We start from the raw sequence: 23,284 nt of genomic DNA on the forward strand, positions 1-23,284 counted from the left end.
ATGCGCCCTCATTTAGCAAACAACTGCCCAATGTCCTTGAACGCCTTGAACTCCAACGCGTTGCCGCACGGGTCAAACAGAAACAACGTCGCCTGCTCGCCCACCTGGCCTTTGAAACGAATATGCGGTTCCAACACAAACTGGGTATTGCGCGCCTGCAAGCGCTCCGCCAACGCATGCCAATCATCCCAACTCAACACCACGCCAAAATGCGGCACCGGCACGTCGTGACCGTCTACCGCATTGGTGTGCGCCGCCTCTTGAGAAGCGGTTTTCGGATGCTCATGAATCACCAATTGATGCCCGAAGAAGTCGAAGTCGACCCAGTGATCACTGGCTCGTCCCTCCTCCAACCCAAACACCTCGCCATAAAACTGCCGCGCTGCCGCTAGGTCGAATACCGGAATTGCCAGGTGAAAAGGAGCCAGTGCCATCAGGTTTAACCTCTATGGGTATTAAGTCCTTGCGAGTCTAGCCTTGCCGTAACCGATGGAAAGACGATAGTTTTCGCAGCGAGCTCAAATTATTTTGATCAATCGAGACGCCCATGCTGCGGGAACTGAAAACCTTTATCGCCGTTACCCGCCATGGCACGTTCGCCGCAGCGGGCATGCATATCGGGCTGACGCAATCGGCGGTGAGTGCGCAGATCCGTCAGTTGGAGCAGGTGCTCGGCGTGCAGTTGTTCGAGCGAACCGGGCGCCAGGCCACGCTGAACGCGGCGGGGATCCGCGCGCTGCCGCTGGCCAGGGAGATTCTCGAGACGTTCAACCGCATGGCTGTGCCGGTGGATGCCAATGAGTACAGGGGCGAGTTGAAGGTCGGCGCCATCACCACCGCCCAGACCGGCCTGCTGCCCCAGGCCCTGGTGCGTTTGCGCCAGGCGGCGCCGACGGTGGAGTGCAAGTTGGTGCCGGGAGTTTCCCTGGAGCTGCTCAGCCAGGTGGATGCAGGCGAACTCGACTCGGCGATCATCATTCGCCCACCCTTTGACTTGCCCAAGGAACTGCACGTGCAACTGCTGCGCAGGGAGCCGTTTGTGTTGATCGCGCCGTTGACGGTCGAGGGGGATGACCCGCTGCGACTGCTCGCCGCTCATCCTCACGTGCGCTACGACCGGGCTTCGTTTGGCGGGCGGCTGGTCAGTCGCTTTCTGCGGGATCAGCGGCTGGACGTGCAAGTGGCGCTGGAACTGGACGAGATCGAGGCGCTGGTCAAAATGGTCGAATGCGGCCTGGGCGTTTCACTGGTTCCCCACGCCGGACTATGGCTGGACCGATCCCCGCAGGTGCGTGTCATCCCGCTGGGCGAGCTGACCTTTAACCGGGAAATCATCTTGCTGAGCCGCTACAGCCAGCGCAACCTTCCGGTGCCACAACTCTTTGCCCGATGCCTGCTGGCAGACACGATCTAAGACGCAAAAAAAAAGCCGCACATCCGTGCGGCTTTTTCAGGCCCTATTTCTTGGGCAACGCGTAGGCAATCACATAGTCCCCACGGTCCGGCGACTGTCGCGCGCCGCCGGCGGTTAGCACGATGTACTGGGTGCCAGTCTTGGGCGACACATAGGTCATCGGCCCCGATTGGCTACCCACAGGCAGGCGGGATTTCCAGATCTCATTGCCGTTGCCGGTATCGAAGGCGCGCAGGTAGAAGTCCTGGGTGCCGGCGAAAAACAGCAAGCCGGACTGGGTGGCCAGGGACGCGCCAAGGGTCGGCATGCCGATCGGAATCGGCATGTGCATGCGGATGCCCAGCGGCCCGGTGTCTTCAACCGTACCCACCGGCACTTGCCACATCAGCTTGTGGGTTTTCAGGTCGATGGCCGACAGGGTGCCGAACGGCGGCTTCTGACACGGAATGCCCGCCGCCGAGAGGAAGCGCTCGCGCATCGCACCGAACGGCGTACCTTCTTGCGGCACCACGCCCATTTCGATGCCACTGGCACCGGCGGCAATCTTGTCGCGCGGGATCATGTAGTTGGCCAAACCCAGGCGCATGTCGTTGACGAACATGTAGTGGGTGTTCGGGTCCACTGACACGCTGCCCCAGTTCATTCCGCCCAGGGAGCCCGGGAATTGTAGCGCGCGGTCCAGGCCTGGCGGCGTATAGACGCCCTGGTGGCGCATGCCCTTGAACTGGATGCGGCACATCAACTGGTCAAACGGCGTGGCGCCCCACATGTCGGATTCGGTCAGTTGCTGATTGCCGATCGAAGGCATGTCCACCGAGAACGGCTGGGTCGGCGAATAACGTTCGCCGGGCACATTGCCCTGGGGCACCGGGCGCTCTTCTACCCGGGCGATGGGCACGCCGGTTTCGCGGTTGAGCAGGAAGATTTCACCTTGCTTGGTGACTTGGGCCAGTGCCGGTTGCACGCCGCCGTTGCCATCCGGAATGTCGTAGAGCAGCGGCTGTGCCGGCAGGTCAAAGTCCCACAGGTCGTGGTGAGTGGTCTGGAAGTGCCAGCGCACCTGGCCGGTCTTCACGTCGATGGCGACGATGGAGGAGCTCCACTTGTCGTCATAGGCGGTACGTTCACCGGCGAAGAAGTCCGGGGTGGCGTTACCGGTGGGCAGGTAGACCAGGCCGAGCTTGGCGTCGTAGGACATGGCCGACCATACGTTCGGCGTGCCGCGGGTGTAGGTCTCTCCTGCAGGTGGGCGTTTGGTGGTGTTCGGGTTACCCGGGTCCCAGGCCCACACCAGTTCGCCGCTGTGAACGTCAAATGCGCGCACCACGCCTGGCGGTTCACCGGTGGAGAAGTTGTCTGCCACACGCCCGCCCACGATCACCACATCGCCCGCCGCCAGTGGCGTCGAGGTTTGCTGGTAATAACCGGGCTTCACTTCGCCCATGTCGGTCTTCAGGTCGACGGTGCCGTGGTCGCCGAAGTCTTCGCAGGGCGCGCCGGTTTCAGCATTGATCGCAATCAACCGGGCATCGCCGGTCGGCAGAAACAGACGTTTCACACAGGCTTTGGCGCCGGCGGGTTGCTCGCTGGCACTGCTGTCGAAATAACCCAGGCCACGGCAACGCTGCCAGTTGGGGCCGCTGCCCTGGGGGTCGAATTTCCAGCGTTGGGCACCGGTATCGGCGTCCAGGGAAAACACTTTGCCGTAGGCGGTGCACACGTAAACGCTGTCACCGATCTGCAGCGGGGTGTTCTGGTCTTCGGCACCGGCGCCATTGCTCTCGGGGATGTCGCCGGTGTGGAAGGTCCAGGCCACCTGCAACTTGTCGATGTTGCCTTTGTTGATCTGGTCCAGCGCGGCAAACCGATTGCCGGCGGTGGTGTTGCCCCAGTGGGCCCAGTCTTTTTGCTCGGTGCCCGGCGTTACCGCAGTCACCGCAGGCTCACTGCTGGCCTTGACCAGGTGGGTCGGTACAAACATGTACGCCAGGGTGGCGACCACGCCCAGGCCCAGCAGCCCGGCAACGCCATAGGCGCCGCGCCCGGGTGTCGATCCGGAAGCGCGGGCGAGCTGTGGATAAATCAGCGCGACTACCAGGCCGATGACGGCGAAGGTCAGGACTCGCGAAACCAACGGCCAGTATTCCAGACCGGTATCCCACACCGCCCAGATCGCAGTCAGCACCAATGCCACGGCGTACAGCCATGCGCCCTGAGGCCGGCGCTTGGCGATCAGCACACCAGAGACCAGCATCGCCAGGCCCATCAGCAGGAAATACCAACTGCCGCCCAGCACTACGAGGTAACCGCCACCGCCTGCCAAACCCAGGCCGATCAAGGCGATCAGCAGGCCCAGCCCAACCAGCAACCATCTGCTGCCGGTGGCAGCCCCAAAGTTATTCATCGCGCAAACGTCCTTCCTGTATACCTAACGCAAAATAATGTACCAAACAGTTACTTTTCACAATCTGGCACAAAATAATGTGTTCGATCAGCGGCGAAAATAAATTCCCGGCGGGGCGGGCAGTATCGCCAGGACCGAGCCTGTAACATGCTCGCCCATTGATGCCCGCGCCGGAGAACACCTTGCCCGCCTCTCACCCTCCCGTCCTCGATGAAATCGATCGCCAGTTGATCGCCGCCTTGCAGATCAACGCGCGTGAAAGCGTGGCCATGCTTGCCCGGCAACTGGGCATCGCGCGCACCACCGTCACCTCACGCCTGGCGCGCCTGGAAAAAACCCAGGTGATTACCGGCTATGGCGTGCGCCTCAGCCAGCGGGTGGTGGACGGTGGTTTGCAGGCCTACGTGGGGATCACCGTGCAACCGCGCTCCGGCAAGGAAGTGCTGCGCCGGATCAGTGCCATGGCGCAGGTTCAGCAGTTATGTGCGGTAAGCGGCGAGTTCGATTACGTGGCCTGGCTGCGCACCGATTCGCCGGAACAGCTGGATCAACTGCTGGACCAGATCGGCAGCGTCGACGGCGTGGAGAAGACCACCACCTCGATCATCCTCAGTAACAAACTGGATCGCGGCCAACCAATCTGACCAGCAAGATCGTCACTCTGACTAAAAACAATTCAATCCGACGACACATTGCGTCTTATTAACGAACGCTACGCTCCCTAGAATGGCTGCCATCTTTTCCTATACTCAGCGGGTCGCGCCCCGCCGAGCCGCCAGCAAGGTCAGCCATGAGCATTCCTTCCAGCACCATCAGCAAGACCAATCGCCACCCGGCAAACGGCAAGAAGCCCATCACTATCTTTGGCCCGGACTTCCCGTTTGCCTTTGATGACTGGATCGAACACCCGGCGGGCCTGGGTAGCATTCCGGCGGCCAACCACGGCGCCGAAGTGGCGATCGTCGGCGCCGGGATTGCCGGGCTGGTAGCCGCCTATGAGTTGATGAAGCTGGGCCTTAAACCCGTGGTGTATGAAGCCTCGAAAATGGGTGGCCGCCTGCGCTCCCAGGCGTTTGAAGGCGCCGAAGGCATCATTGCGGAACTGGGTGGCATGCGCTTCCCGGTGTCCTCCACCGCGTTCTACCACTATGTGGACAAGCTCGGGCTGGAGACCAAACCCTTCCCCAACCCGCTGACGCCGGCTTCCGGCAGCACGGTCATCGACCTCGAAGGCCAGACGCACTACGCACAGAAACTCGCTGACCTTCCTGCACTGTTCCAGGAAGTGGCTGACGCCTGGGCCGACGCCCTGGAAGCCGGCTCGCAGTTCGCCGATATCCAGCAAGCCATCCGCGACCGTGACGTACCGCGCCTGAAAGAGCTGTGGAATACGCTGGTTCCGTTGTGGGACGACCGCACCTTCTACGACTTCGTGGCGACCTCCAAAGCGTTCGCCAAGTTGTCCTTTCATCACCGCGAAGTGTTCGGCCAGGTCGGTTTCGGCACCGGCGGCTGGGACTCGGACTTCCCCAACTCGATGCTGGAAATCTTCCGCGTGGTGATGACCAACTGCGACGATCACCAGCATCTGGTGGTCGGCGGCGTCGCCCAAGTGCCCATGGGCATCTGGCGCCATGTGCCGGAGCGTTGCGCCCACTGGCCCGAAGGCACCAGCCTCAGTTCCCTGCACAACGGTGCGCCACGGGCCGGGGTCAAGCGCATTGCCCACGCGCCGGACGGCTGTTTCGCCGTCACCGACAACTACGGTGACACCCGCGAATACGCCGCCGTGCTGACCACCTGCCAGAGCTGGCTGCTGACCACCCAGATCGAGTGCGACGAAACCCTGTTCTCGCAAAAGATGTGGATGGCCCTGGACCGCACCCGCTACATGCAGTCGTCGAAGACCTTCGTGATGGTCGACCGGCCATTCTGGAAGGACAAGGATCCGGAAACCGGCCGCGACCTGATGAGCATGACGCTGACGGATCGCCTGACCCGCGGCACCTATCTGTTCGACAACGGCGACGACAAGCCGGGGGTGATCTGCCTGTCCTACTCCTGGATGAGCGATGCGCTGAAAATGCTTCCGCAACCCATCGAGAAACGCGTGAAACTGGCTCTGGATGCGCTGAAGAAGATCTACCCGAAAGTCGACATCGCCGCGCGGATCATCGGCGATCCGATCACCGTGTCATGGGAAGCAGACCCGCATTTCCTCGGTGCTTTCAAAGGCGCACTTCCCGGCCACTATCGCTATAACCAGCGGATGTACGCGCACTTCATGCAGAAGGACATGCCGGCGGAGCAACGCGGTATTTTCATCGCCGGTGACGACGTGTCCTGGACCCCGGCGTGGGTTGAAGGCGCCGTGCAAACCTCGCTGAACGCGGTGTGGGGCATCATGACTCACTTCGGTGGCAGCACTCACCCGCAGAACCCGGGGCCGGGGGATGTGTTCGACGAGATCGGGCCGATCGCACTGCCCGAGTAAGGAGTTGCCCATGCGTGTTGCCCTGTATCAATGCCCGCCTTTGCCGCTGGACGTGGCCGGTAATCTCAAGCGCCTGCATCAGTTGGCGCAAGAGGCCACCGACGCCGACCTGCTGGTACTGCCGGAGATGTTTCTCACCGGCTATAACATCGGCGTGGAAGCGGTCGGCGCCTTGGCTGAAACCCAGGACGGTCCCGCTGCCCAATCCATCGCCGCGCTGGCGAGAAACTCGGGCGTGGCGATCCTCTATGGCTATCCGGAGCGCGGTGCAGACGGGCAGATCTACAACGCCGTGCAGCTGATCGACGCCAATGGCCAGCGCCTGTGCAACTACCGCAAGACCCACCTGTTTGGCGACCTCGACAACTCGATGTTCAGCGCCGGGGACGATGATTTTCCGCTGGTGGAATTGAACGGCTGGAAGCTGGGTTTCCTGATTTGCTATGACCTGGAGTTCCCGGAGAACACCCGGCGCCTGGCGCTGGCCGGCGCGGAGTTGATCCTGGTACCGACGGCCAATATGGTGCCCTTCGATTTCGTCGCCGATGTGACCGTGCGGGCGCGGGCGTTTGAAAACCAGTGTTATGTGGCCTACGCCAATTACTGTGGGCAGGAAGGCGAGATCCAGTATTGCGGGCAAAGCAGCATCGCCGCACCGGATGGCCAGCGGATTGCCCAGGCAGGTCTGGATGAAGCGCTGATCGTGGGCACACTCGATCGGCAGTTGATGGTCGACTCACGCGCGGCCAATCGCTACCTGCTGGACCGTCGTCCCGAGCTTTATGGGGCGTTGCACAAGCACTGATCCCGGCTGCTTTGCGCTAGCATAGGCACTTCCTACGTTTCGGAAGTGCTCATGCCTGCGCCGGCCCACCCTCATCACCTTCAATTGACCCTGGCCAGCGGCCTGCGGGTTTCCTTGCATCATGCGCCGCGCTTGAAGCGCGCCGCGGCTGCCTTGCGCGTTGCAGCGGGCAGCCACGATGTACCCCTGGCGTGGCCGGGACTGGCGCATTTTCTTGAGCATTTATTGTTCCTGGGCACCGAGCGTTTTCCTGCAAGCGACGGGCTGATGGCCTACGTCCAGCGCCAGGGTGGACAGGTGAATGCCAGCACCCGCGAGCGCACTACCGACTTTTTCTTTGAGGTGCCTGTTACGGCATTTGAAGCCGCACTGGAGCGCCTGGGGGACAGGCTCGCCCATCCGCGCCTGGCCCTGGAAGACCAGTTGCGTGAGCGCGAAGTATTGCAGGCGGAGTTTATTGCCTGGTCGCAAGATGCCACGGCGCAACAGCAACAAGCGTTGCTGGGAGGGGTTGCGGCGGGTCATCCGTTGCGCGCGTTTCATGCGGGCAACCGGGATAGCTTGCCGGTAGAGCGTGAGGATTTTCAGCAGGCCTTGCGGGATTTTTATGAAGGTTTCTATCATTGCGGGCAGATGACCTTGAGCCTTGCGGGCCCTCAGTCGCTGGTGGAGCTGGAGGCATTGGCGCATCAGTTTGGCGCTGCGCTGAAGACTGCACCTCTGCGGCGACAGACGCCGGCGCCAGCGTTGCTGGCCGGCAATCAACGTACTTATCAACACACCGATGAACACCACTGGCATCAGGTGGTTGTGAGCGAGGCTTCCCCTGAGGCGCTGGATTTCCTCTGCCTGTGGCTGAACACTTCGGCGCCCGGCGGGTTGCTCGCCGAGTTGCAGTCGCGGCAGTTAGTCAGCGCCATTAACGCAACGGCGCTGTATCAATTTGCCGGACAGGCGTTGCTGGATATCAAGTTCACCCTGGACACTCAGGGTGCGCAGCAGACGACACTGATCGAAGAACTGCTGCACGACTGGCTGAGCTTTTTCGCACACAGTGACTGGGCGCCCCTGCGGGAAGAGTACGCCTTGCTGCTTGCTCGCAAACAACAGGTCAGTGGTGCCCTGGCATTGGCCCGGCAGGACAACGAACTGGTCCTGTCCGAGCAAAGCGCCAGCTCCCTCAAGACCCTGCTGGACTCGCTGCAATTGCCGCCGTCCCGGCACGCCTGGCAACTGCCGCCCACCAATCCGTTCCTGCAGCCGGCAGCCAGGGAAGAGCGCCCGGGGCTGATTCGCGGGCAAACCAGCGCCCATCGCGGCCTGCGCACGTTCGCCCAGGATCGCTCCCGTGGGCGGAAGGACCTTTCGGCGCTGACCTTCAGCCAGGCCTTGCCAGGCGACACAGATGAAGGCGCGCTCTACCTGCGCTGGCATCTGGATTCGCCGCTGGATGCAGAGCTTTTCCCACGGCTGCGTGAGAACGCCAGCCAGGCTGGCGTTCAGTTGTCTTTCGAGACAATCGGCGGTCACTGGCAGCTGAAGATGGTAGGGCTGCACGAACCCATGCCCGCGATATTGGAGGAAGTGGCACGCAAGCTGACCCGGCTCGACGAAAATGCCGGAGCGTCATCCTCCCCGGCGCCGGCAATGGCGATCCGGCAGTTACTCAAGGCATTGCCCGGGTATTGCGCCGACATCCAAGCTGCACAGCAGGTTGCTGGGCGAGACCGATGGTCAACCGCTCGCTGGCAAGGGCTCGCCGTGGGGCTGCCCGCCGCCTGCGAGACGGCGATAAAACGTGCAGCCGGGAAACTGCCCGGCCAACCGCAAGCGGCTATCAGCGAACTGCCGTCAATCAGCAGCCAGCATCGTTGGCACGAAGTCAGGACCGATTCCAGCGACGCCGCGTTGCTGCTGTTCTGCCCGACAGCCACACGCTCCCTGGCGGACGAGGCTTGCTGGCGTCTACTCGCACATCTGGTGCAAGCGCCGTTCTACCAGCAACTGCGTGTTGAGCTTCAATTGGGCTACGCGGTGTTCAGCGGCATCCGACAGTACAGCGGGCAAACCGGCCTGCTGTTTGGGGTGCAATCCCCAAGCGCGTCTCTTGCGCAAATACTTGATCACCTGCAGGCGTTCCTGAAGCAACTGCCCGCGCTGATCAACGCCAGCGAACTGCCGAACGATCTGGCTCGGCAATTTTCCCTCGACGCCCTACCCACTTCCCAAGCCGCTGAACTGCTCTGGCACGCGCACTTGGCAGGCCACCCGTCGGATTACATCCAGCAGCTGCAAGATTTCATCCAGACCCGCACCCGTGAGGATTTAATGGTATCTGCACAGCAACTCAATGCTGCTGCAGGCGGATGGTGCTGTGTGGCCAATGGCGCTTGTGCCGCCGGCTCCTGGCAACGACCTGGCTGATCATTGCCGCTTCGGTAAAAGGCTTTTTCCCGCAGGACAGCGCTATCTTCAAAAGAAGTACGTAACATTCACATGCACACATCTGAACATCTCCGCTTGGAGGTGGACTATATGTATTACTTGGTAGTAAACGTCCCTTCCCTTCGTAGGAGTAAGAACATGACCTGGTCCAAACCTGCTTACACTGATCTGCGTATCGGCTTTGAAGTCACCATGTACTTTGCCAGCCGCTGATTGGCTTTGTATCGCAATGCAACGCCTCGGCTCGCCCGGGGCGTTTTTATTTTTGAGTTGTGTGTAATGGAGCGGCCATGTTTGTCCAGATTCTAGGTTCCGCCGCGGGCGGTGGTTTCCCGCAATGGAACTGCAACTGCGTGAACTGTGCAGGTTTTCGCGACGGCAGCCTGCGGGCCGAGGCGCGTACCCAGTCGTCCATCGCGATTTCCGATGACGGCGTGAACTGGGTGCTGTGCAACGCCTCGCCAGATATTCGCGCCCAGCTTCAAGGCTTCGCCCCGATGCAACCGGGCCGCGCGCTGCGGGATACCGGCATCAGCGCGATCATCCTGATGGACAGCCAGATCGACCACACCACCGGCCTGCTCAGCCTGCGCGAAGGCTGCCCGCACCAGGTGTGGTGCACCGACATGGTCCATGAGGACCTGAGCACCGGCTTCCCGCTGTTCACCATGCTGACCCACTGGAACGGCGGCCTGGCCTGGAACCGCATCGAGCTGGACGCCAGCTTCACGATCCCCGCCTGCCCCAACCTGCGCTTCACACCATTGCCGCTGCGTAGCGCGGCACCGCCCTACTCGCCTCACCGATTCGACCCACACCCGGGCGACAACATCGGCCTGATCGTCGAAGACCTGCGCACCGGCGGCAAGCTGTTCTATGCGCCGGGCCTGGGCAAGGTTGACGCACCGTTGCTGGAAATAATGGCCGGCAGCGATTGCCTGCTGGTGGACGGCACGATGTGGGACGACGACGAAATGCAGCGCCGTGGCGTCGGCACCCGCACCGGTCGCGAGATGGGCCACCTGGCACAAAACGGCCCCGGCGGCATGCTGGAAGTGCTGGAGCAGTTGCCCAAGCAGCGCAAGGTGCTTATCCACATCAACAACACCAACCCGATCCTGGATGAAGACTCGCCCGAGCGAGCCGAGCTGCTGCGACGCAATGTGGAAGTGGCGTACGACGGCATGAGCATTGAATTGTAGGAGCGAGCCAAATGACTGACACACCGCTGACCACCGCCGAGTTCGAACAGGCCCTGCGCGCCAAGGGCGCCTTCTACCATATCCATCACCCGTATCACGTGGCGATGTACGAAGGCCGCGCCACCCGCGAGCAGATCCAGGGCTGGGTCGCCAACCGTTTTTATTACCAGGTGAACATTCCCCTCAAGGACGCCGCGATCCTGGCCAACTGCCCGGACCGGGAGATTCGTCGTGAGTGGATCCAGCGCCTGCTGGATCACGACGGCGCTCCCGGCGAAGACGGCGGCATTGAAGCCTGGTTGCGCCTGGGACAGGCCGTCGGCCTCGACCCGGATCAACTGCGCTCCCAGGAGTTGGTACTGCCGGGCGTACGATTTGCGGTAGACGCCTACGTCAACTTCGCCCGCCGGGCCAGCTGGCAGGAAGCCGCCAGCAGTTCCCTGACCGAGTTGTTCGCCCCGCAGATCCACCAGTCGCGCCTCGACAGCTGGCCCCAGCATTACCCATGGATCGACCCCGCCGGCTACGAGTATTTCCGCACCCGCCTGGGCCAGGCTCGCCGGGATGTGGAGCACGGTCTGGCCATCACCCTGCAGCACTACACCACCCGCGAAGGCCAGGAGCGCATGCTGGAAATTCTCCAGTTCAAACTGGACATTCTTTGGAGCATGCTCGATGCAATGAGCATGGCTTATGAACTGAAACGCCCGCCGTATCACAGCGTGACCGACCAGCGTGTATGGCATAAGGGGATCACCCTATGAGCTTCGATCGCAGCAAAAAACCGACCTGGCGCCAGGGCTATCGTTTCCAGTACGAACCGGCGCAAAAAGGCCATGTGCTGCTGTACCCGGAAGGCATGATCAAGCTCAACGACAGCGCCGCGTTGATCGGTGGCTTGATCGACGGCGAGCGCGATGTCAGCGCAATCATCGCCGAGTTGGACAAGCAGTTCCCTGGCGTGCCCGAGCTCGGTGAAGACATCGAGCAATTCATGGAGGTTGCCCGTGCTCAGCACTGGATCGAACTTGCCTGACCTGCCACCCAAGCCGGAAATCGGCCTGCCGCTCTGGTTGCTGGCCGAGCTGACCTACCGCTGCCCGCTGCAATGCCCGTACTGCTCCAATCCGCTGGATTTCGCCGAGCAGGGCAAGGAACTGAGCACGGAACAGTGGATCAAGGTATTTCGTGAAGCCCGGGAAATGGGCGCTGCGCAACTGGGGTTTTCCGGCGGTGAGCCGCTGGTGCGCCAGGACCTCGCCGAACTGATCGCCGAGGCGCGCAAGCTGGGTTTCTATACCAACCTGATCACATCCGGCATCGGCCTCACCGAGCAGAAGATCAGCGACTTCAAGAAGGCCGGCCTGGACCATATCCAGATCAGTTTCCAGGCCAGTGACGAGCAAGTGAACAACTTGCTGGCCGGCTCGAAAAAAGCCTTCGCGCAAAAACTCGAAATGGCCCGGGCAGTGAAAGCCCATGGCTACCCGATGGTGCTGAACTTCGTCACCCATCGGCACAATATCGACAAGATCGACCGCATCATTGAGCTGTGCATTGCCCTGGAAGCGGACTTTGTCGAGCTTGCCACCTGCCAGTTCTACGGCTGGGCCCAGCTCAATCGTGTCGGCCTGTTGCCGACCCAGGAACAGCTGGTGCGCGCCGAACGCATCACCAACGAATACCGCGCCAAGCTCGAAGCCGAAGGCCACCCGTGCAAGCTGATATTCGTCACGCCGGATTACTACGAGGAACGCCCGAAAGCCTGCATGAATGGCTGGGGCAGCATCTTTCTGACAGTAACGCCGGACGGTACTGCCCTGCCGTGCCACGGAGCCCGACAGATGCCGGTGCAATTTCCCAATGTGCGCGACCACAGCATGCAACACATCTGGTACGACTCGTTTGGCTTCAACCGCTTTCGCGGCTACGACTGGATGCCCGAGCCGTGCCGTTCATGTGACGAGAAGGAAAAGGACTTCGGTGGGTGCCGCTGCCAGGCGTTCATGCTGACCGGGGATGCCAGCAACGCCGACCCGGTGTGCAGCAAATCGGAGCACCACGGCATGATCCTCCAGGCCCGCGAAGAAGCGGAGCACGCCACCCAGACCATCGAGCAACTGGCCTTTCGCAATGAGCGCAACTCACGGCTGATCGCGAAAGGCTGAGGTCTTTTTAGCGTTTGGCGATGATGTACACCGCGTGCACGATGCCGGGAATGTAACCGCACAAGGTCAGCAGGATGTTCAGCCAGAACGCGCCAGCGAAACCCACTTGCAGGAACACACCCAGTGGCGGCAGCAGAATAGCGATGATGATGCGAATGATATCCATGGGTTCAGCTCCAGAAAATCGGCTCGTGTGAGCCGTACAAGCTAATCGACCTTGGCCGTTGGTAAGGGTTCAGTGGGATCTGGCACTCAGCCATCGTCTAATTCGCGGACAAAAAAACGCCCCCAGCCAAAAGAATCAGGCTGGAGGCGCCGCGTATACCGCGAGACGGTTCAGGAAATATGGGGCTTAAACGGCAATGCCCTTGCGGCATTGCAGCTGTGCAGTGCGCACCCGGGAGAAGGTACGGGCCAGACGCAGGAGCATTTCGTCGACGTTGCTTTTGCTCAATGTGAGCGCCGGGGTAAAGCGCAGGCAATCGGGTTGCGGCGCGCTCAGGATCAGGCCTTCACTGAGCGCGGCGTTTACCACCGCATCTGCCGAATCCTCCGACAGAGTCAGTCCCCACATCAGGCCCTGGCCGCGCAGTTCACCCTGGTCATAGCGATGCGCCAGGCGGGCAAGCCCTTCGCCCAGATAAGCGCCAACCTCGCAAACGTGCTCCAGAAATTCGTGACTCAGTACGGTATCGAGCACCGCTATACCAGCGGAAGCCATCAGCGCGTTGCCATGGTGGGTGCCTTCCAGCTCACCGATTTCAAAACAACACGCCTTGCCCCGCGCGAGCAACGCCGCCAGTGGCACACCACCACCCAAGCCCTTGCCCAGGCAGATGATGTCGGCACGTACGCCGTAGTACTGTTCGGCGAGCAACGTGCCACAACGGCCGGTGCCGGTTTGCACTTCATCGAGGATCAACAGAATTCCCAGCTCACGGCACAGACGTTCGACACCCTTGAGGTAATGCTCGGTCGCGGGAATGACGCCGGCATCGTTCTGGATCGGTTCCAGCATGATTGCCACGGTTTGCGCATCCACCGCCGCGTGCAGCGCCGGCAGGTCGTTGAACGGCACGTGGCTGAAGCCTGGCAACTGGGGCTCAAAACGGTTTTCACTGGCGGCTGCCGAGGCCGACATCGCGGCAAAGCTGCGGCCATGGCAACCGTTGCTCGCGGTGATGATGCGATAGGCGCCACCACGGTGCAGTTGGCCCCATTTGCGCGCCAGCTTGATGGCCGCTTCGCAGGCTTCCGCGCCGCTGTTGAGCAGGTAGGCGTGGTCGCTGCCGGTGCGATGGCACAGGCGGTCGGCGAGGTTCAGTTGAACGCGGTTGTGCAGGCTGTTACCGGGATTGATCAGCGATTGGGCCTGATCGGCCAGCGCCTTGGTCACTGCCTGTGGGCTATGGCCCAGGCTGTTGGCGCCGCCACCCTGGCTGAAGTCGAGATAGGCGCGGTCTTCGCTGTCCCACAGCCAGGAGCCCTGGCCGCGTACAAACACCTGGGGCGGGCGGGCCACGCTGGGCATCAGGCAATCGCTGGAAAGATCGTCTCGCAGAGCCGGGGTCTTCGCCTCGAGGATCAGATCATCCAGGCTGGGGGCGGGGCGACGCAGGTTGAACAGGTTCATGGATGAACCTCTTTGGCAATCGCACCTTGGTCGGTATTACCGATAAACCCATGGCGGAGGTTTTTTGCCTTGCCTATGCAAACACCGTCAACATAAACACTACTCATCTTGCTTTCCGGCCCTGTAAGCCCTGTGAATAGGCGCTAGACTAGGCGCCTCGGGGGCACTCGGCCATTTCGATTTTCCAGCATTTTCGATAAGCATTACTTATGGATTTCAAGCAACTGCGTTATTTCGTCGCGGTGTACGAAGAAGGCCATGTGGGGCGGGCAGCGGAGCGCCTGTCGATCTCCCAGCCAGCTTTGTCGCAGCAGATTCGCCAGCTCGAGCAAAACCTTGATGTGAGCCTGTTCGAACGCAGCAGCAAGCGCCTGCTGCCGACCCTCGCCGCCCACACTTTGTATAACCACGCCCTGCCCTTGCTCGACGGTATGCAGCACGCGGTGGAAGCACTGCGCAACTTCAAGGGCCAGGCACTGCGCACCTTGGCGATCGGCGTTCTGCAAACCGTGCACACCAGCCTGGTGCCGCAGATGCTCGAACGGGTGCGCAAGGCCCAGCCGCACCTGGTCGTACAGATCTACGAGCTGACCGGGATGGAAATCGAACGCCGGCTGCTCAACGGCTCGCTGGATATCGGCATCAGCTACCTGCCGCCACGCCAGCCGGGGCTGCACGGCGTGCTGCTGTATGAAGATGAACTGAAGGTGGTCATCCCGGCTGATCACCCGCTGCGGGAATTCAAGAAAGTCTCCCTGAAGCAAGCCGCCGAGTTACCCATGTTGCTGCTGGGGGAAGAGTTTCAGGTGCGCCAGATATGGCAAGGTCAATTGGCCAACCTGGGCCGACGCCCGCAAGTGCAGGCCGAGTTGAATACGATGGCGGGGATTCTCGACAGCCTGCCCCACACCAAGCTGGCGACGGTGCTTCCCGGACGCTCCCAGGATGAACACAACAGCAAGGCGTTGCTGTGGAAACCCTTGAGCGAACCACGGGTGCCGTTGAAAGTGGGGTTGGTGTGCCGGGATGTGCAGCGCCAGCAGGCGACGCTGGAATTGTTGCGCACGCTGCTGGAAGACGTGATGAACGCGCCCGCCTGACTTTTTCGCAGGCAAAAGAAAACCCCGCCGAAGCGGGGCTTTGCAGACTGTTTCCCTGACATCCATTTCACTCCGCCTTCCTGGCAGAATCCTACGTGTCCGTGTTGTTGCTTTGCGCTTCCTGCGCGACGTCCATGTGAAGTAGATTATCCGTGGATCCAATTTGGCGATAGAGGACGAATAGCAGCACGTCATGTAAGAGAATGCTTACACGCCCTCCAAGTCCTTAGAACAGTGCTTCATCCAGCAAGAACAGCGATTCGCTACCGGCTTTTACCGAGGCGCTGAGGGACGCGATCCGCGGCAGCAAGCGTGCAAAGTAGAAACGCGCAGTGCCCAGCTTGCTGGCGTAGAAGTCTTCCTGAGCCTCTTTACCCAGAGCCGCCTTGGCCATCAGGGTCCACATGTAGGCATAAGCCATATAGCCGAACGCGTGCAGGTATTCCACGGATGCCGCGCCGATTTCATTCGGGTTGGATTTGGCGCGGTCCAGCAGCCAGGCGGTCAGTTCGTCCAGGTCATCCACGGCCGCGTTCAGCGGCTTGGTGAATTCGGCCAGTTCGGCGCCGGCAGTGGCGGTGAAATGGCGGATCTCATCAGCGAACAGCTTGTAGAACGCCCCACCGCTGCCGACGATCTTGCGTCCCACCAGGTCCAGGGCCTGAATGCCGTTGGTGCCTTCGTAGATCTGAGTGATGCGCACATCACGCACCAGTTGCTCCTGGCCCCATTCGCGAATGTAGCCGTGGCCGCCGAAAATCTGCTGGCCGTGCACGGTGGTTTCCAGGCCCAGGTCGGTCAGGAACGCCTTGGCAACCGGGGTCAGCAGAGCAACCAGATCGTCCGCGCGTTTGCGGACGGTGGCGTCTTCGCTGAACTTGGCGGTGTCGAGCTGCATCGCCACATAGGTGGAGAACGCACGGCCACCTTCGTTCGAGGCTTTCATGGTCAGCAGCATGCGCCGCACGTCCGGGTGGACGATGATTGGGTCAGCGACCTTGTCCTTGGCTTTCGGACCGGTTGGCGAACGGCTTTGCAGGCGGTCGCGCGCATATTCGATAGCGTTCTGATAAGAGCGCTCACCGGAGGCCAGGCCCTGGATGCCCACACCCAGGCGCTCGTAGTTCATCATGGTGAACATCGCGGCCAGGCCACGGTTAGGCTCGCCCACGAGGTAGCCCACGGCTTCGTCGAAGTTCATCACGCAGGTCGCAGACGCCTGGATGCCCATCTTGTGTTCGATGGAGCCGCAGGTCACCGGATTGCGCGCCCCCAGGCTGCCGTCGGCATTGACCATGAACTTGGGCACCAGGAACAGCGAAATACCCTTGGGACCCGCCGGTGCGTCCGGCAGCTTGGCCAGCACCAGGTGGATGATGTTCTCGGTGAGGTCGTGCTCGCCACCGGTGATGAAGATCTTGGTGCCGCTGACCTTGTAGGAACCGTCTGCCTGAGGCTCGGCCTTGGTCCGAATTATCCCAAGGTCAGTGCCGGCATGAGGTTCGGTCAGGCACATGGAACCGGCCCACACGCCGGAGTACATATTCGGCAGATAAGTGGCCTTGAGCTCTTCACTGGCGTGGGTGTTGATCGACACGCAGGCGCCGGAGGTCAGCATCGGGTAGAGGCCGAAGGCCAGGCCCGAGGAGTTGATCATCTCTTCTACCTGGGCCGACACTGCCTTGGGCATGCCCATGCCGCCGTACGCCGGGTCGCCGCCAACACCTACCCAACCGCCTTCAGCGTAGGTTTTGTAGGCGTCCTTGAAGCCAGCCGGGGTGAAGACCGCGCCATTCTCCCAGCGGCAGCCTTCTTCGTCGCCGCCGCGGCTGAGCGGGGCGACGGTCTTGGAGGTGACTTTGCCGGCTTCTTCGAGGATTGCCTCAACGGTCTCGGCGTCGACGGTTTCTGCCAGCGCGGGCAGTTGGGCCCAGAGTTTGGCGACCTCGAAAACTTCGTTGAGGACGAAGCGCATATCGCGCAGCGGCGCTTTGTAGTCAGCCATGGCAAACCTCGTGAGAACTTTAACGTTATTCGGGTGGGGTCGGTTTTACAGACCCCGAGTGTAACCGAACAACTTTTGTGACACATAGGGTCTGCTTGTGACCAACAAGTATTTTACGGTCACTAAAGCGCAAACAGCTCCGCCGGCAGACTCATCAGGCACTCACTGCCCGCCTCCACCGCCGCCCGGTGCGCGGCCGTGCGCGGTAGCAGGCGCTTGAAGTAGAACTCGCAGGTCGCCAGCTTGCCTCGGGCGTAATCGGCATCACCGCTACCGCTGTCCAACTGCTCCTGCGCCACCAGCGCCATGCGCAGCCACAAGTAGGCAAGGATTATGTAGCCGCTGTACATCAGGTAATCCAGGGCTGCAGCGCCGACTTCATCCGGGTTTTTCATGGCTGCCATGCCTACCTTGACCGTCAGCTCACCCCACTGCTGATTCAACTGGTTGAGCTGAGCCACATGGGCCTTGAGTTGCGGATGTTCGGCGTTGGCCGCGCAAAACTTGTGGACGATTTTGGTAAAGCCGCGCAGCAGCTTGCCCTGGCTGCCGAGCACCTTGCGCCCGAGCAAATCCAGGGCCTGGATGCCGTTGGTCCCTTCATAGATCGGCGCAATCCGGCAATCGCGAACCAGTTGCTCCATGCCCCATTCACGAATGAAGCCATGGCCACCGAACACCTGCATGCCGTGGTTGGTCACCTCCAGCCCGGTTTCGGTCATGAACGCCTTGCAGATCGGCGTAAGGAAGGCCAACAGGTCTTCGGCTTCCTGGCGTTGCCCCTCGTCGCCACTCAGGTGTGCGGTATCGAGCAACTGTGCCGAGAAGTAGGTCAATGCGCGGTTGCCTTCATTGAAGGCTTTCATGGTCAGCAACATGCGCCGCACATCCGGGTGGACGATGATCGGATCAGCGGCTTTTTCGGGTGCCTTGGCGCCGGTCAGCGAGCGCATCTGCAAGCGGTCGTTGGCGTACTTGATCGCACCCTGGAAGCTCGCTTCCCCCAGGCAAAGGCCCTGCATGCCGGTGCCCAGGCGCGCATGGTTCATCATGGTGAACATGCAGTTGAGGCCCTTGTCCGCCTCACCGATCAGGAAACCCCGGGCGCCATCGAAGTTCAGCACACAGGTGGCCGACGCCTTGATGCCCATCTTGTGCTCGATGGAGCCGCAACTCATCGTGTTGCGCTCGCCCGAGTCGGCATGGAACTTGGGCACGATAAACAGCGAGATTCCCTTGGTGCCGGCCGGCGCATCCGGCAGCTTGGCCAGCACCAGGTGGATGATGTTGTCACTCATGTCATGCTCGCCGGCCGAGATGAAAATCTTGCTGCCGGTGACTGCATAACTGCCGTCGGCCTGCGGTACGGCGCGGGTCTTGATCAGGCCAAGGTCGGTGCCGCAATGGGCTTCAGTCAGGCACATGGTGCCGGTCCACTGGCCCGCGGTGAGTTTGCTCAGGTAGGTGTTTTTCTGCTCTTCAGTGCCGTGGGCACGGATCGCCGACATCGCACCGTGGGTCAGGCCGGGGTACATGCCCCAGGACGTATTGCTGGAGGAGATCATCTCCGCGAGCACCAGGCCCAGGGACATTGGCAAGCCCTGCCCGCCGTAGGCCGGGTCAGCCGCCAAACCGTGCCAGCCGCCTTCCACGTACTGCGCGAAGGCTTCCTTGAAGCCCTTGGGCGTGGTCACCACACCGTTGTCGAAATGGCAGCCTTCTTCATCGCCGGAGCGGTTCAACGGCGCCAGGACGTTTTCGCAGAACTTCGCACCTTCCTCGAGGATCGCGCCGACCATGTCCGGGCTGGCATCGCTTGCACCCAGCGCGGCGTAGTGGCCGTGGAAGTCAAAGACGTGATCGATCAGAAAGCGCATGTCGCGCAGGGGAGCTTTATAGTCAGGCATGGCAATGTCTCCGGCAGCAGATGCCTTCAACCTACTGCCGCACGGCCCACCGGACAATCACTGTAGGGCCGCTGAATACACCACCATCACTCAACCGGCAGCGCTGTCCATGCGGACCGCGCCGCGGCGGGTCTGCCCCGCAGCGACCACGCAGTTACGCCCCGCGCCCTTGGCGTTGTACAGCGCCTGGTCGGCGGATTTGAGCACTTCTTCAGGGCTGCGCTGCTCGGCCTGGCGTTCGGCCACACCGATGCTGACGGTCACCGACACGCTGGAAGCGCCATTGCCCACACGACGCTGGCGCCCCTGCTGGTCGTCGTGGGGACGGTCCGGGTTACGCAGTTTGATGTCGTAGTTGGCGATGATTTCGCGGATCTCTTCCAGGTGCGGCAGGCATTCATCCAGGGTCTTGCCGGCGAATACCACGGCAAATTCCTCACCGCCATAGCGGTAGGCCCGGCCGCCGCCGTTGACCTTGGACAACTTGCTGGCCACCAGGCGCAGTACCTGGTCGCCCACGTCGTGGCCATGGGTATCGTTGAAACGCTTGAAGTGATCGACGTCGCCCATGGCCAGCACATAATTGCGCCCCAGGCGCTGCATGCGCTCATTGAGCGCGCGGCGGCCCGGCAACCCGGTCAGCTCGTCACGGAAGGCCATTTGATAAGCCTCGTGGGCCACCCCGGCAGCGATCATCAGCATCACCTGGCTGCACATGATGTTCAGGGTGAACGGCAGGATGAACGTCTGCGGCAACATCCAGAACAACCCCAGCAACCCTACCAGCTGCGCGGCGTGCAGCGGTCTTGGTTGATACCAGTACTGCGCGGCCAGGGTCACAAAACCAATCAGGAACATCGGGTACGACAGCTGGATCAGGCTCATCCAGCGGCCATGCAAGGCGGGCCAGCGAATTTCGGCCAACCAGCTCAACAAGGCATGGGGGAAACTTTGTTCAAGGGCAAGCGCCACGCTGCCTACCGCAAACAGCACCGCGCAGCGTGCGACGAAGTCACGAAACAGGTGGGTTTTTTCTTGCCAGACCGCGTAGATGCCGAACAGCAACGGTAACAGCAGGCAACACAGATGGAAGACCACGGCCGCGTCGTCCCGCACGCGACCGTTATCGCGGTAGTAATCGGTCTGGGTATCCAGCAGGAAATAGACCACATACACCGTGATCATCAGGAACAGCTCTCGCTGGCGCCGGTAGACCGCGCAGTACGAGCCGCCCAGCAGCAGCACGAGGGTCGGCAGCACATTGAACAGTGAAGTGAAGAACACATTGAGATCCTTCACATACGCAGCCGAGAGCCCCGCCAGCAGTAAAAGCAGTGAAGGTAAAAAATGACTGAAACGTACAGCAGACGCGCGCGACAAGGGTAAAGCTCCGACCCACAAAAAAAGATGGCACAGTGCCTTCACTGATCACAGTTAAGCACATTCGATGTGATGCGTATCACATTGCCATCACTGTAACGGCCGCTCGGAGCAATCCCTGAGTGCGGTACTGTGGTTTTTTATCGCGCAAAAAAAACCGCCGCTCCCGAAGGAGCGGCGGCTTTTGAAGCGAACTGGCCGAGGCTTAGTAGCCCAGGTCGAAGTTCTCTTCTTTCATGTCCATCAGGTTGTTGGCGCCCGACAGCATGGTTGCAACGTGGGTGCGGGTACGCGGCAGGATGCGCTGGAAGTAGAAGCGCGCAGTCTGCAGCTTGGCGGTGTAGAAGCCTTCTTCGGTGGTGCCGGCAGCCAGTTTCTCGGCGGCCAGGCGGGCCATGTCGGCCCAGAAGTAAGCCAGGCAGGCATAACCGGAGTACATCAGGTAATCCACCGAAGCGGCACCGACTTCTTCGCGGTCTTTCATGGCCGCCATGCCGACCTTCATGGTCAACTCGCCCCACTCTTTGTTCAGTGCCGCCAGCGGTGCAACGAATTCCTGTACGGCTTCGTTGCCTTCGTTGGCCTGGCAGAACTTGTGGACGATCTTGGTGAAGCCCTTCAGCGCTTCGCCCTGGGTCATCAGCACTTTACGGCCCAGCAGGTCGAGGGCCTGGATGCCGGTGGTGCCTTCGTACAGCATCGAAATGCGGCTGTCGCGAACGTTCTGCTCCATGCCCCACTCGGCGATGAAGCCATGGCCGCCGTAGATTTGCACGCCGTGGTTGGCGGATTCAAAACCGACTTCGGTCATGAACGCCTTGGCGATCGGGGTCATGAAGGCCAGCAGTGCGTCAGCCTGTTTCTTGGCTTCGTCGTCAGTGCCGTACTTGACCACATCAACCTGCTTGGCGGTGAAGTACACCATCGCGCGGTTGCCTTCGGCGAAGGCTTTCATGGTCAGCAGCATGCGGCGCACGTCTGGGTGCACGATGATCGGGTCGGCGGCCTTGTCCGGCGCTTTCGGGCCAGTCAGGGAGCGCATTTGCAGGCGGTCGCGAGCGTATTTGAGGCCGCCCTGGAAGCCGATTTCAGCGTGGGACAGGCCTTGCAGCGCGGTGCCCAGGCGAGCGGTGTTCATAAAGGTGAACATGCAGTTCAGGCCTTTGTTCGCCGGGCCGATCAGGAAACCGGTGGCCGCGTCGAAGTTCATCACGCAGGTGGCGTTGCCGTGGATACCCATCTTGTGTTCCAGGGAACCACAGGACACCGCGTTGCGTTCGCCAATCGAACCGTCGGCGTTCGGTACGAACTTGGGAACGATGAACAGCGAAATGCCTTTGGTGCCAGCCGGTGCGTCCGGCAGGCGAGCCAGCACGATGTGGACGATGTTGTCGGCCATGTCGTGTTCGCCGGCCGAGATGAAGATCTTGGTACCGGAAACCTTGTAGGAACCATCAGCCTGAGGCTCGGCCTTGGTGCGCAGCATGCCCAGGTCGGTGCCGCAGTGCGGTTCGGTCAGGCACATGGTGCCGGTCCACTCGCCCGACACCAGTTTGGTCAGGTAAGCCTCTTGCTGCTCGGGGGTGCCGTGCTCGGAAATGGTGTTCATCGCGCCATGGGACAGGCCCGGGTACATGCCCCACGACCAGTTGGCTTCGCCGACCATTTCGCTGACCGCCAGGCCCAGGGATTCCGGCAGGCCCTGGCCACCGTGCGCCACGTCGTGGGCCAGGCTTGGCCAGCCGCCTTCAACGAACTGTTTGTAGGCTTCTTTGAAACCGGTAGGGGTCTTAACGCCTGACTCGCTCCAGGTGCAACCTTCGATATCACCCACGCGGTTCAGCGGTGCCAGTACCTGCTCACAGAACTTGGCGCCTTCTTCGAGAATGGCGTCAACCATGTCCGGGGTAGCGTCCTGGCAAGCCGGCAGGCTCTGATAGTGCGCTTCATAGCCAAGCAGTTCGTCACGAACGAAGCGAATATCACGCAAGGGGGCCTTGTAGTCAGGCATAGCGATAAACCTCTGCTGATGTATCTGGGATGAACAACCGCATGGATGTGTTGTGGCGGTCAAACAGTTGTTTGAAACATACGTTTACGACCAATCCTTGTCAAGCGTCGCGCAAACGCCGTTTGTCATGACGCAGGTCAACGTCAGGCACGGCAAGGCCTGCAGCGAAATGCCGCATGACGATTCAGGGGGAAAAAGATTATTGAGCGGTGAAGATCAGTGTGGGAGCTGGCTTGCCTGCGATGCGGGCGCCGCGGTGTATCAGGAGGATCGAGGTGACGCTATCGCAGGCAAGCCAGCTCCCACAGAGAAGCCA

Annotated in this window: 19 protein-coding genes; 11 read left to right on the plus strand and 8 right to left on the minus strand. The window is 61.2% G+C overall.

Annotated elements, in window-relative coordinates; genetic code table 11:
- Positions 1-8: 8 nt before the first annotated feature.
- Positions 9-434 (minus strand): VOC family protein, encoded by a 426-nt coding sequence (locus JV201_RS26780; RefSeq protein WP_003211024.1) that lies wholly within the window; start codon positions 432-434, stop codon positions 9-11.
- A gap of 113 nt (positions 435-547) precedes the next feature.
- Between JV201_RS26780 and JV201_RS26785 the strand changes: the two genes are divergently transcribed.
- Positions 548-1,414, plus strand: a complete 867-nt coding sequence (locus tag JV201_RS26785) for a LysR family transcriptional regulator (RefSeq protein ID WP_219406220.1) — start codon at positions 548-550, stop codon at positions 1,412-1,414.
- Between the two features lie 43 nt (positions 1,415-1,457).
- Here JV201_RS26785 and JV201_RS26790 read toward each other — a convergent pair whose 3' ends face one another.
- Complete coding sequence (locus JV201_RS26790) at positions 1,458-3,818, minus strand: glucose/quinate/shikimate family membrane-bound PQQ-dependent dehydrogenase (protein ID WP_219406221.1); 2,361 nt, start codon at positions 3,816-3,818, stop codon at positions 1,458-1,460.
- 161 nt (positions 3,819-3,979) lie between these two features.
- Here JV201_RS26790 and JV201_RS26795 point away from each other — a divergent pair, with 161 nt between their 5' ends.
- The 9 genes from JV201_RS26795 (at position 3,980) to pqqE (ending at position 12,932) form a co-directional block, all read left to right on the plus strand.
- Entirely contained in the window at positions 3,980-4,462 is a 483-nt protein-coding gene (locus JV201_RS26795; protein ID WP_050543199.1) for an Lrp/AsnC family transcriptional regulator, read from the plus strand.
- Between the two features lie 167 nt (positions 4,463-4,629).
- Positions 4,630-6,312, plus strand: a complete 1,683-nt coding sequence (locus tag JV201_RS26800) for an NAD(P)/FAD-dependent oxidoreductase (protein ID WP_219407228.1) — start codon at positions 4,630-4,632, stop codon at positions 6,310-6,312.
- A gap of 10 nt (positions 6,313-6,322) precedes the next feature.
- Complete coding sequence (locus tag JV201_RS26805; RefSeq protein WP_219406222.1) at positions 6,323-7,117, plus strand: carbon-nitrogen hydrolase family protein; 795 nt, start codon at positions 6,323-6,325, stop codon at positions 7,115-7,117.
- 51 nt (positions 7,118-7,168) lie between these two features.
- The gene (gene pqqF, locus JV201_RS26810) at positions 7,169-9,541 is read left to right on the plus strand and encodes a pyrroloquinoline quinone biosynthesis protein PqqF (RefSeq protein ID WP_219406223.1); all 2,373 of its coding nucleotides are present in this window, start codon (positions 7,169-7,171) and stop codon (positions 9,539-9,541) included.
- Between the two features lie 159 nt (positions 9,542-9,700).
- The gene (gene pqqA, locus JV201_RS26815; protein ID WP_003194766.1) at positions 9,701-9,775 is read left to right on the plus strand and encodes a pyrroloquinoline quinone precursor peptide PqqA; all 75 of its coding nucleotides are present in this window, start codon (positions 9,701-9,703) and stop codon (positions 9,773-9,775) included.
- A gap of 77 nt (positions 9,776-9,852) precedes the next feature.
- On the plus strand, positions 9,853-10,764 hold the full coding sequence (gene pqqB / locus JV201_RS26820; protein ID WP_003211040.1) for a pyrroloquinoline quinone biosynthesis protein PqqB: 912 nt from the start codon (positions 9,853-9,855) through the stop codon (positions 10,762-10,764).
- An 11-nt stretch (positions 10,765-10,775) separates the two neighbouring features.
- A complete protein-coding gene (gene pqqC / locus JV201_RS26825; RefSeq protein WP_003211042.1) occupies positions 10,776-11,528 on the plus strand; it encodes a pyrroloquinoline-quinone synthase PqqC in 753 nt (250 codons plus the stop codon).
- On the plus strand, positions 11,525-11,800 hold the full coding sequence (gene pqqD, locus JV201_RS26830) for a pyrroloquinoline quinone biosynthesis peptide chaperone PqqD (protein ID WP_003211043.1): 276 nt from the start codon (positions 11,525-11,527) through the stop codon (positions 11,798-11,800). The genes pqqC and pqqD overlap by 4 nt, the downstream gene beginning before the upstream one ends.
- On the plus strand, positions 11,793-12,932 hold the full coding sequence (gene pqqE / locus JV201_RS26835) for a pyrroloquinoline quinone biosynthesis protein PqqE (RefSeq protein ID WP_008434380.1): 1,140 nt from the start codon (positions 11,793-11,795) through the stop codon (positions 12,930-12,932). The genes pqqD and pqqE overlap by 8 nt, the downstream gene beginning before the upstream one ends.
- Before the next feature lie 7 nt (positions 12,933-12,939).
- On the opposite strand, the gene JV201_RS26840 is transcribed toward pqqE, so the two are convergent.
- Positions 12,940-13,098 carry a YqaE/Pmp3 family membrane protein gene (locus JV201_RS26840; protein WP_003211049.1) on the minus strand — a complete coding sequence of 53 codons (159 nt, stop codon included), beginning with the start codon at positions 13,096-13,098 and terminating at the stop codon, positions 12,940-12,942.
- A 186-nt stretch (positions 13,099-13,284) separates the two neighbouring features.
- Positions 13,285-14,565 carry an aspartate aminotransferase family protein gene (locus JV201_RS26845; RefSeq protein ID WP_219406224.1) on the minus strand — a complete coding sequence of 427 codons (1,281 nt, stop codon included), beginning with the start codon at positions 14,563-14,565 and terminating at the stop codon, positions 13,285-13,287.
- Positions 14,566-14,774: 209 nt separating this feature from the next.
- Between JV201_RS26845 and JV201_RS26850 the strand changes: the two genes are divergently transcribed.
- Positions 14,775-15,665 (plus strand): LysR family transcriptional regulator, encoded by an 891-nt coding sequence (locus tag JV201_RS26850; protein ID WP_003211052.1) that lies wholly within the window; start codon positions 14,775-14,777, stop codon positions 15,663-15,665.
- A gap of 226 nt (positions 15,666-15,891) precedes the next feature.
- On the opposite strand, the gene JV201_RS26855 is transcribed toward JV201_RS26850, so the two are convergent.
- The 4 genes from JV201_RS26855 to JV201_RS26870 all read right to left on the minus strand — a co-directional run bounded on the left by JV201_RS26855 (position 15,892) and on the right by JV201_RS26870 (position 22,968).
- The gene (locus tag JV201_RS26855; protein ID WP_008434378.1) at positions 15,892-17,670 is read right to left on the minus strand and encodes an acyl-CoA dehydrogenase C-terminal domain-containing protein; all 1,779 of its coding nucleotides are present in this window, start codon (positions 17,668-17,670) and stop codon (positions 15,892-15,894) included.
- A 122-nt stretch (positions 17,671-17,792) separates the two neighbouring features.
- Positions 17,793-19,577, minus strand: a complete 1,785-nt coding sequence (locus JV201_RS26860) for an acyl-CoA dehydrogenase C-terminal domain-containing protein (protein WP_219406225.1) — start codon at positions 19,575-19,577, stop codon at positions 17,793-17,795.
- A 90-nt stretch (positions 19,578-19,667) separates the two neighbouring features.
- Complete coding sequence (locus JV201_RS26865; RefSeq protein ID WP_023659318.1) at positions 19,668-20,957, minus strand: diguanylate cyclase; 1,290 nt, start codon at positions 20,955-20,957, stop codon at positions 19,668-19,670.
- A 205-nt stretch (positions 20,958-21,162) separates the two neighbouring features.
- The gene (locus JV201_RS26870) at positions 21,163-22,968 is read right to left on the minus strand and encodes a phenylacyl-CoA dehydrogenase (protein ID WP_003211060.1); all 1,806 of its coding nucleotides are present in this window, start codon (positions 22,966-22,968) and stop codon (positions 21,163-21,165) included.
- Between the last annotated feature and the right edge of the window lie 316 nt (positions 22,969-23,284).

The sequence above is a fragment of the Pseudomonas sp. Colony2 genome, assembly GCF_019382755.1.
Taxonomy (GTDB): Bacteria; Pseudomonadota; Gammaproteobacteria; order Pseudomonadales; family Pseudomonadaceae; genus Aquipseudomonas.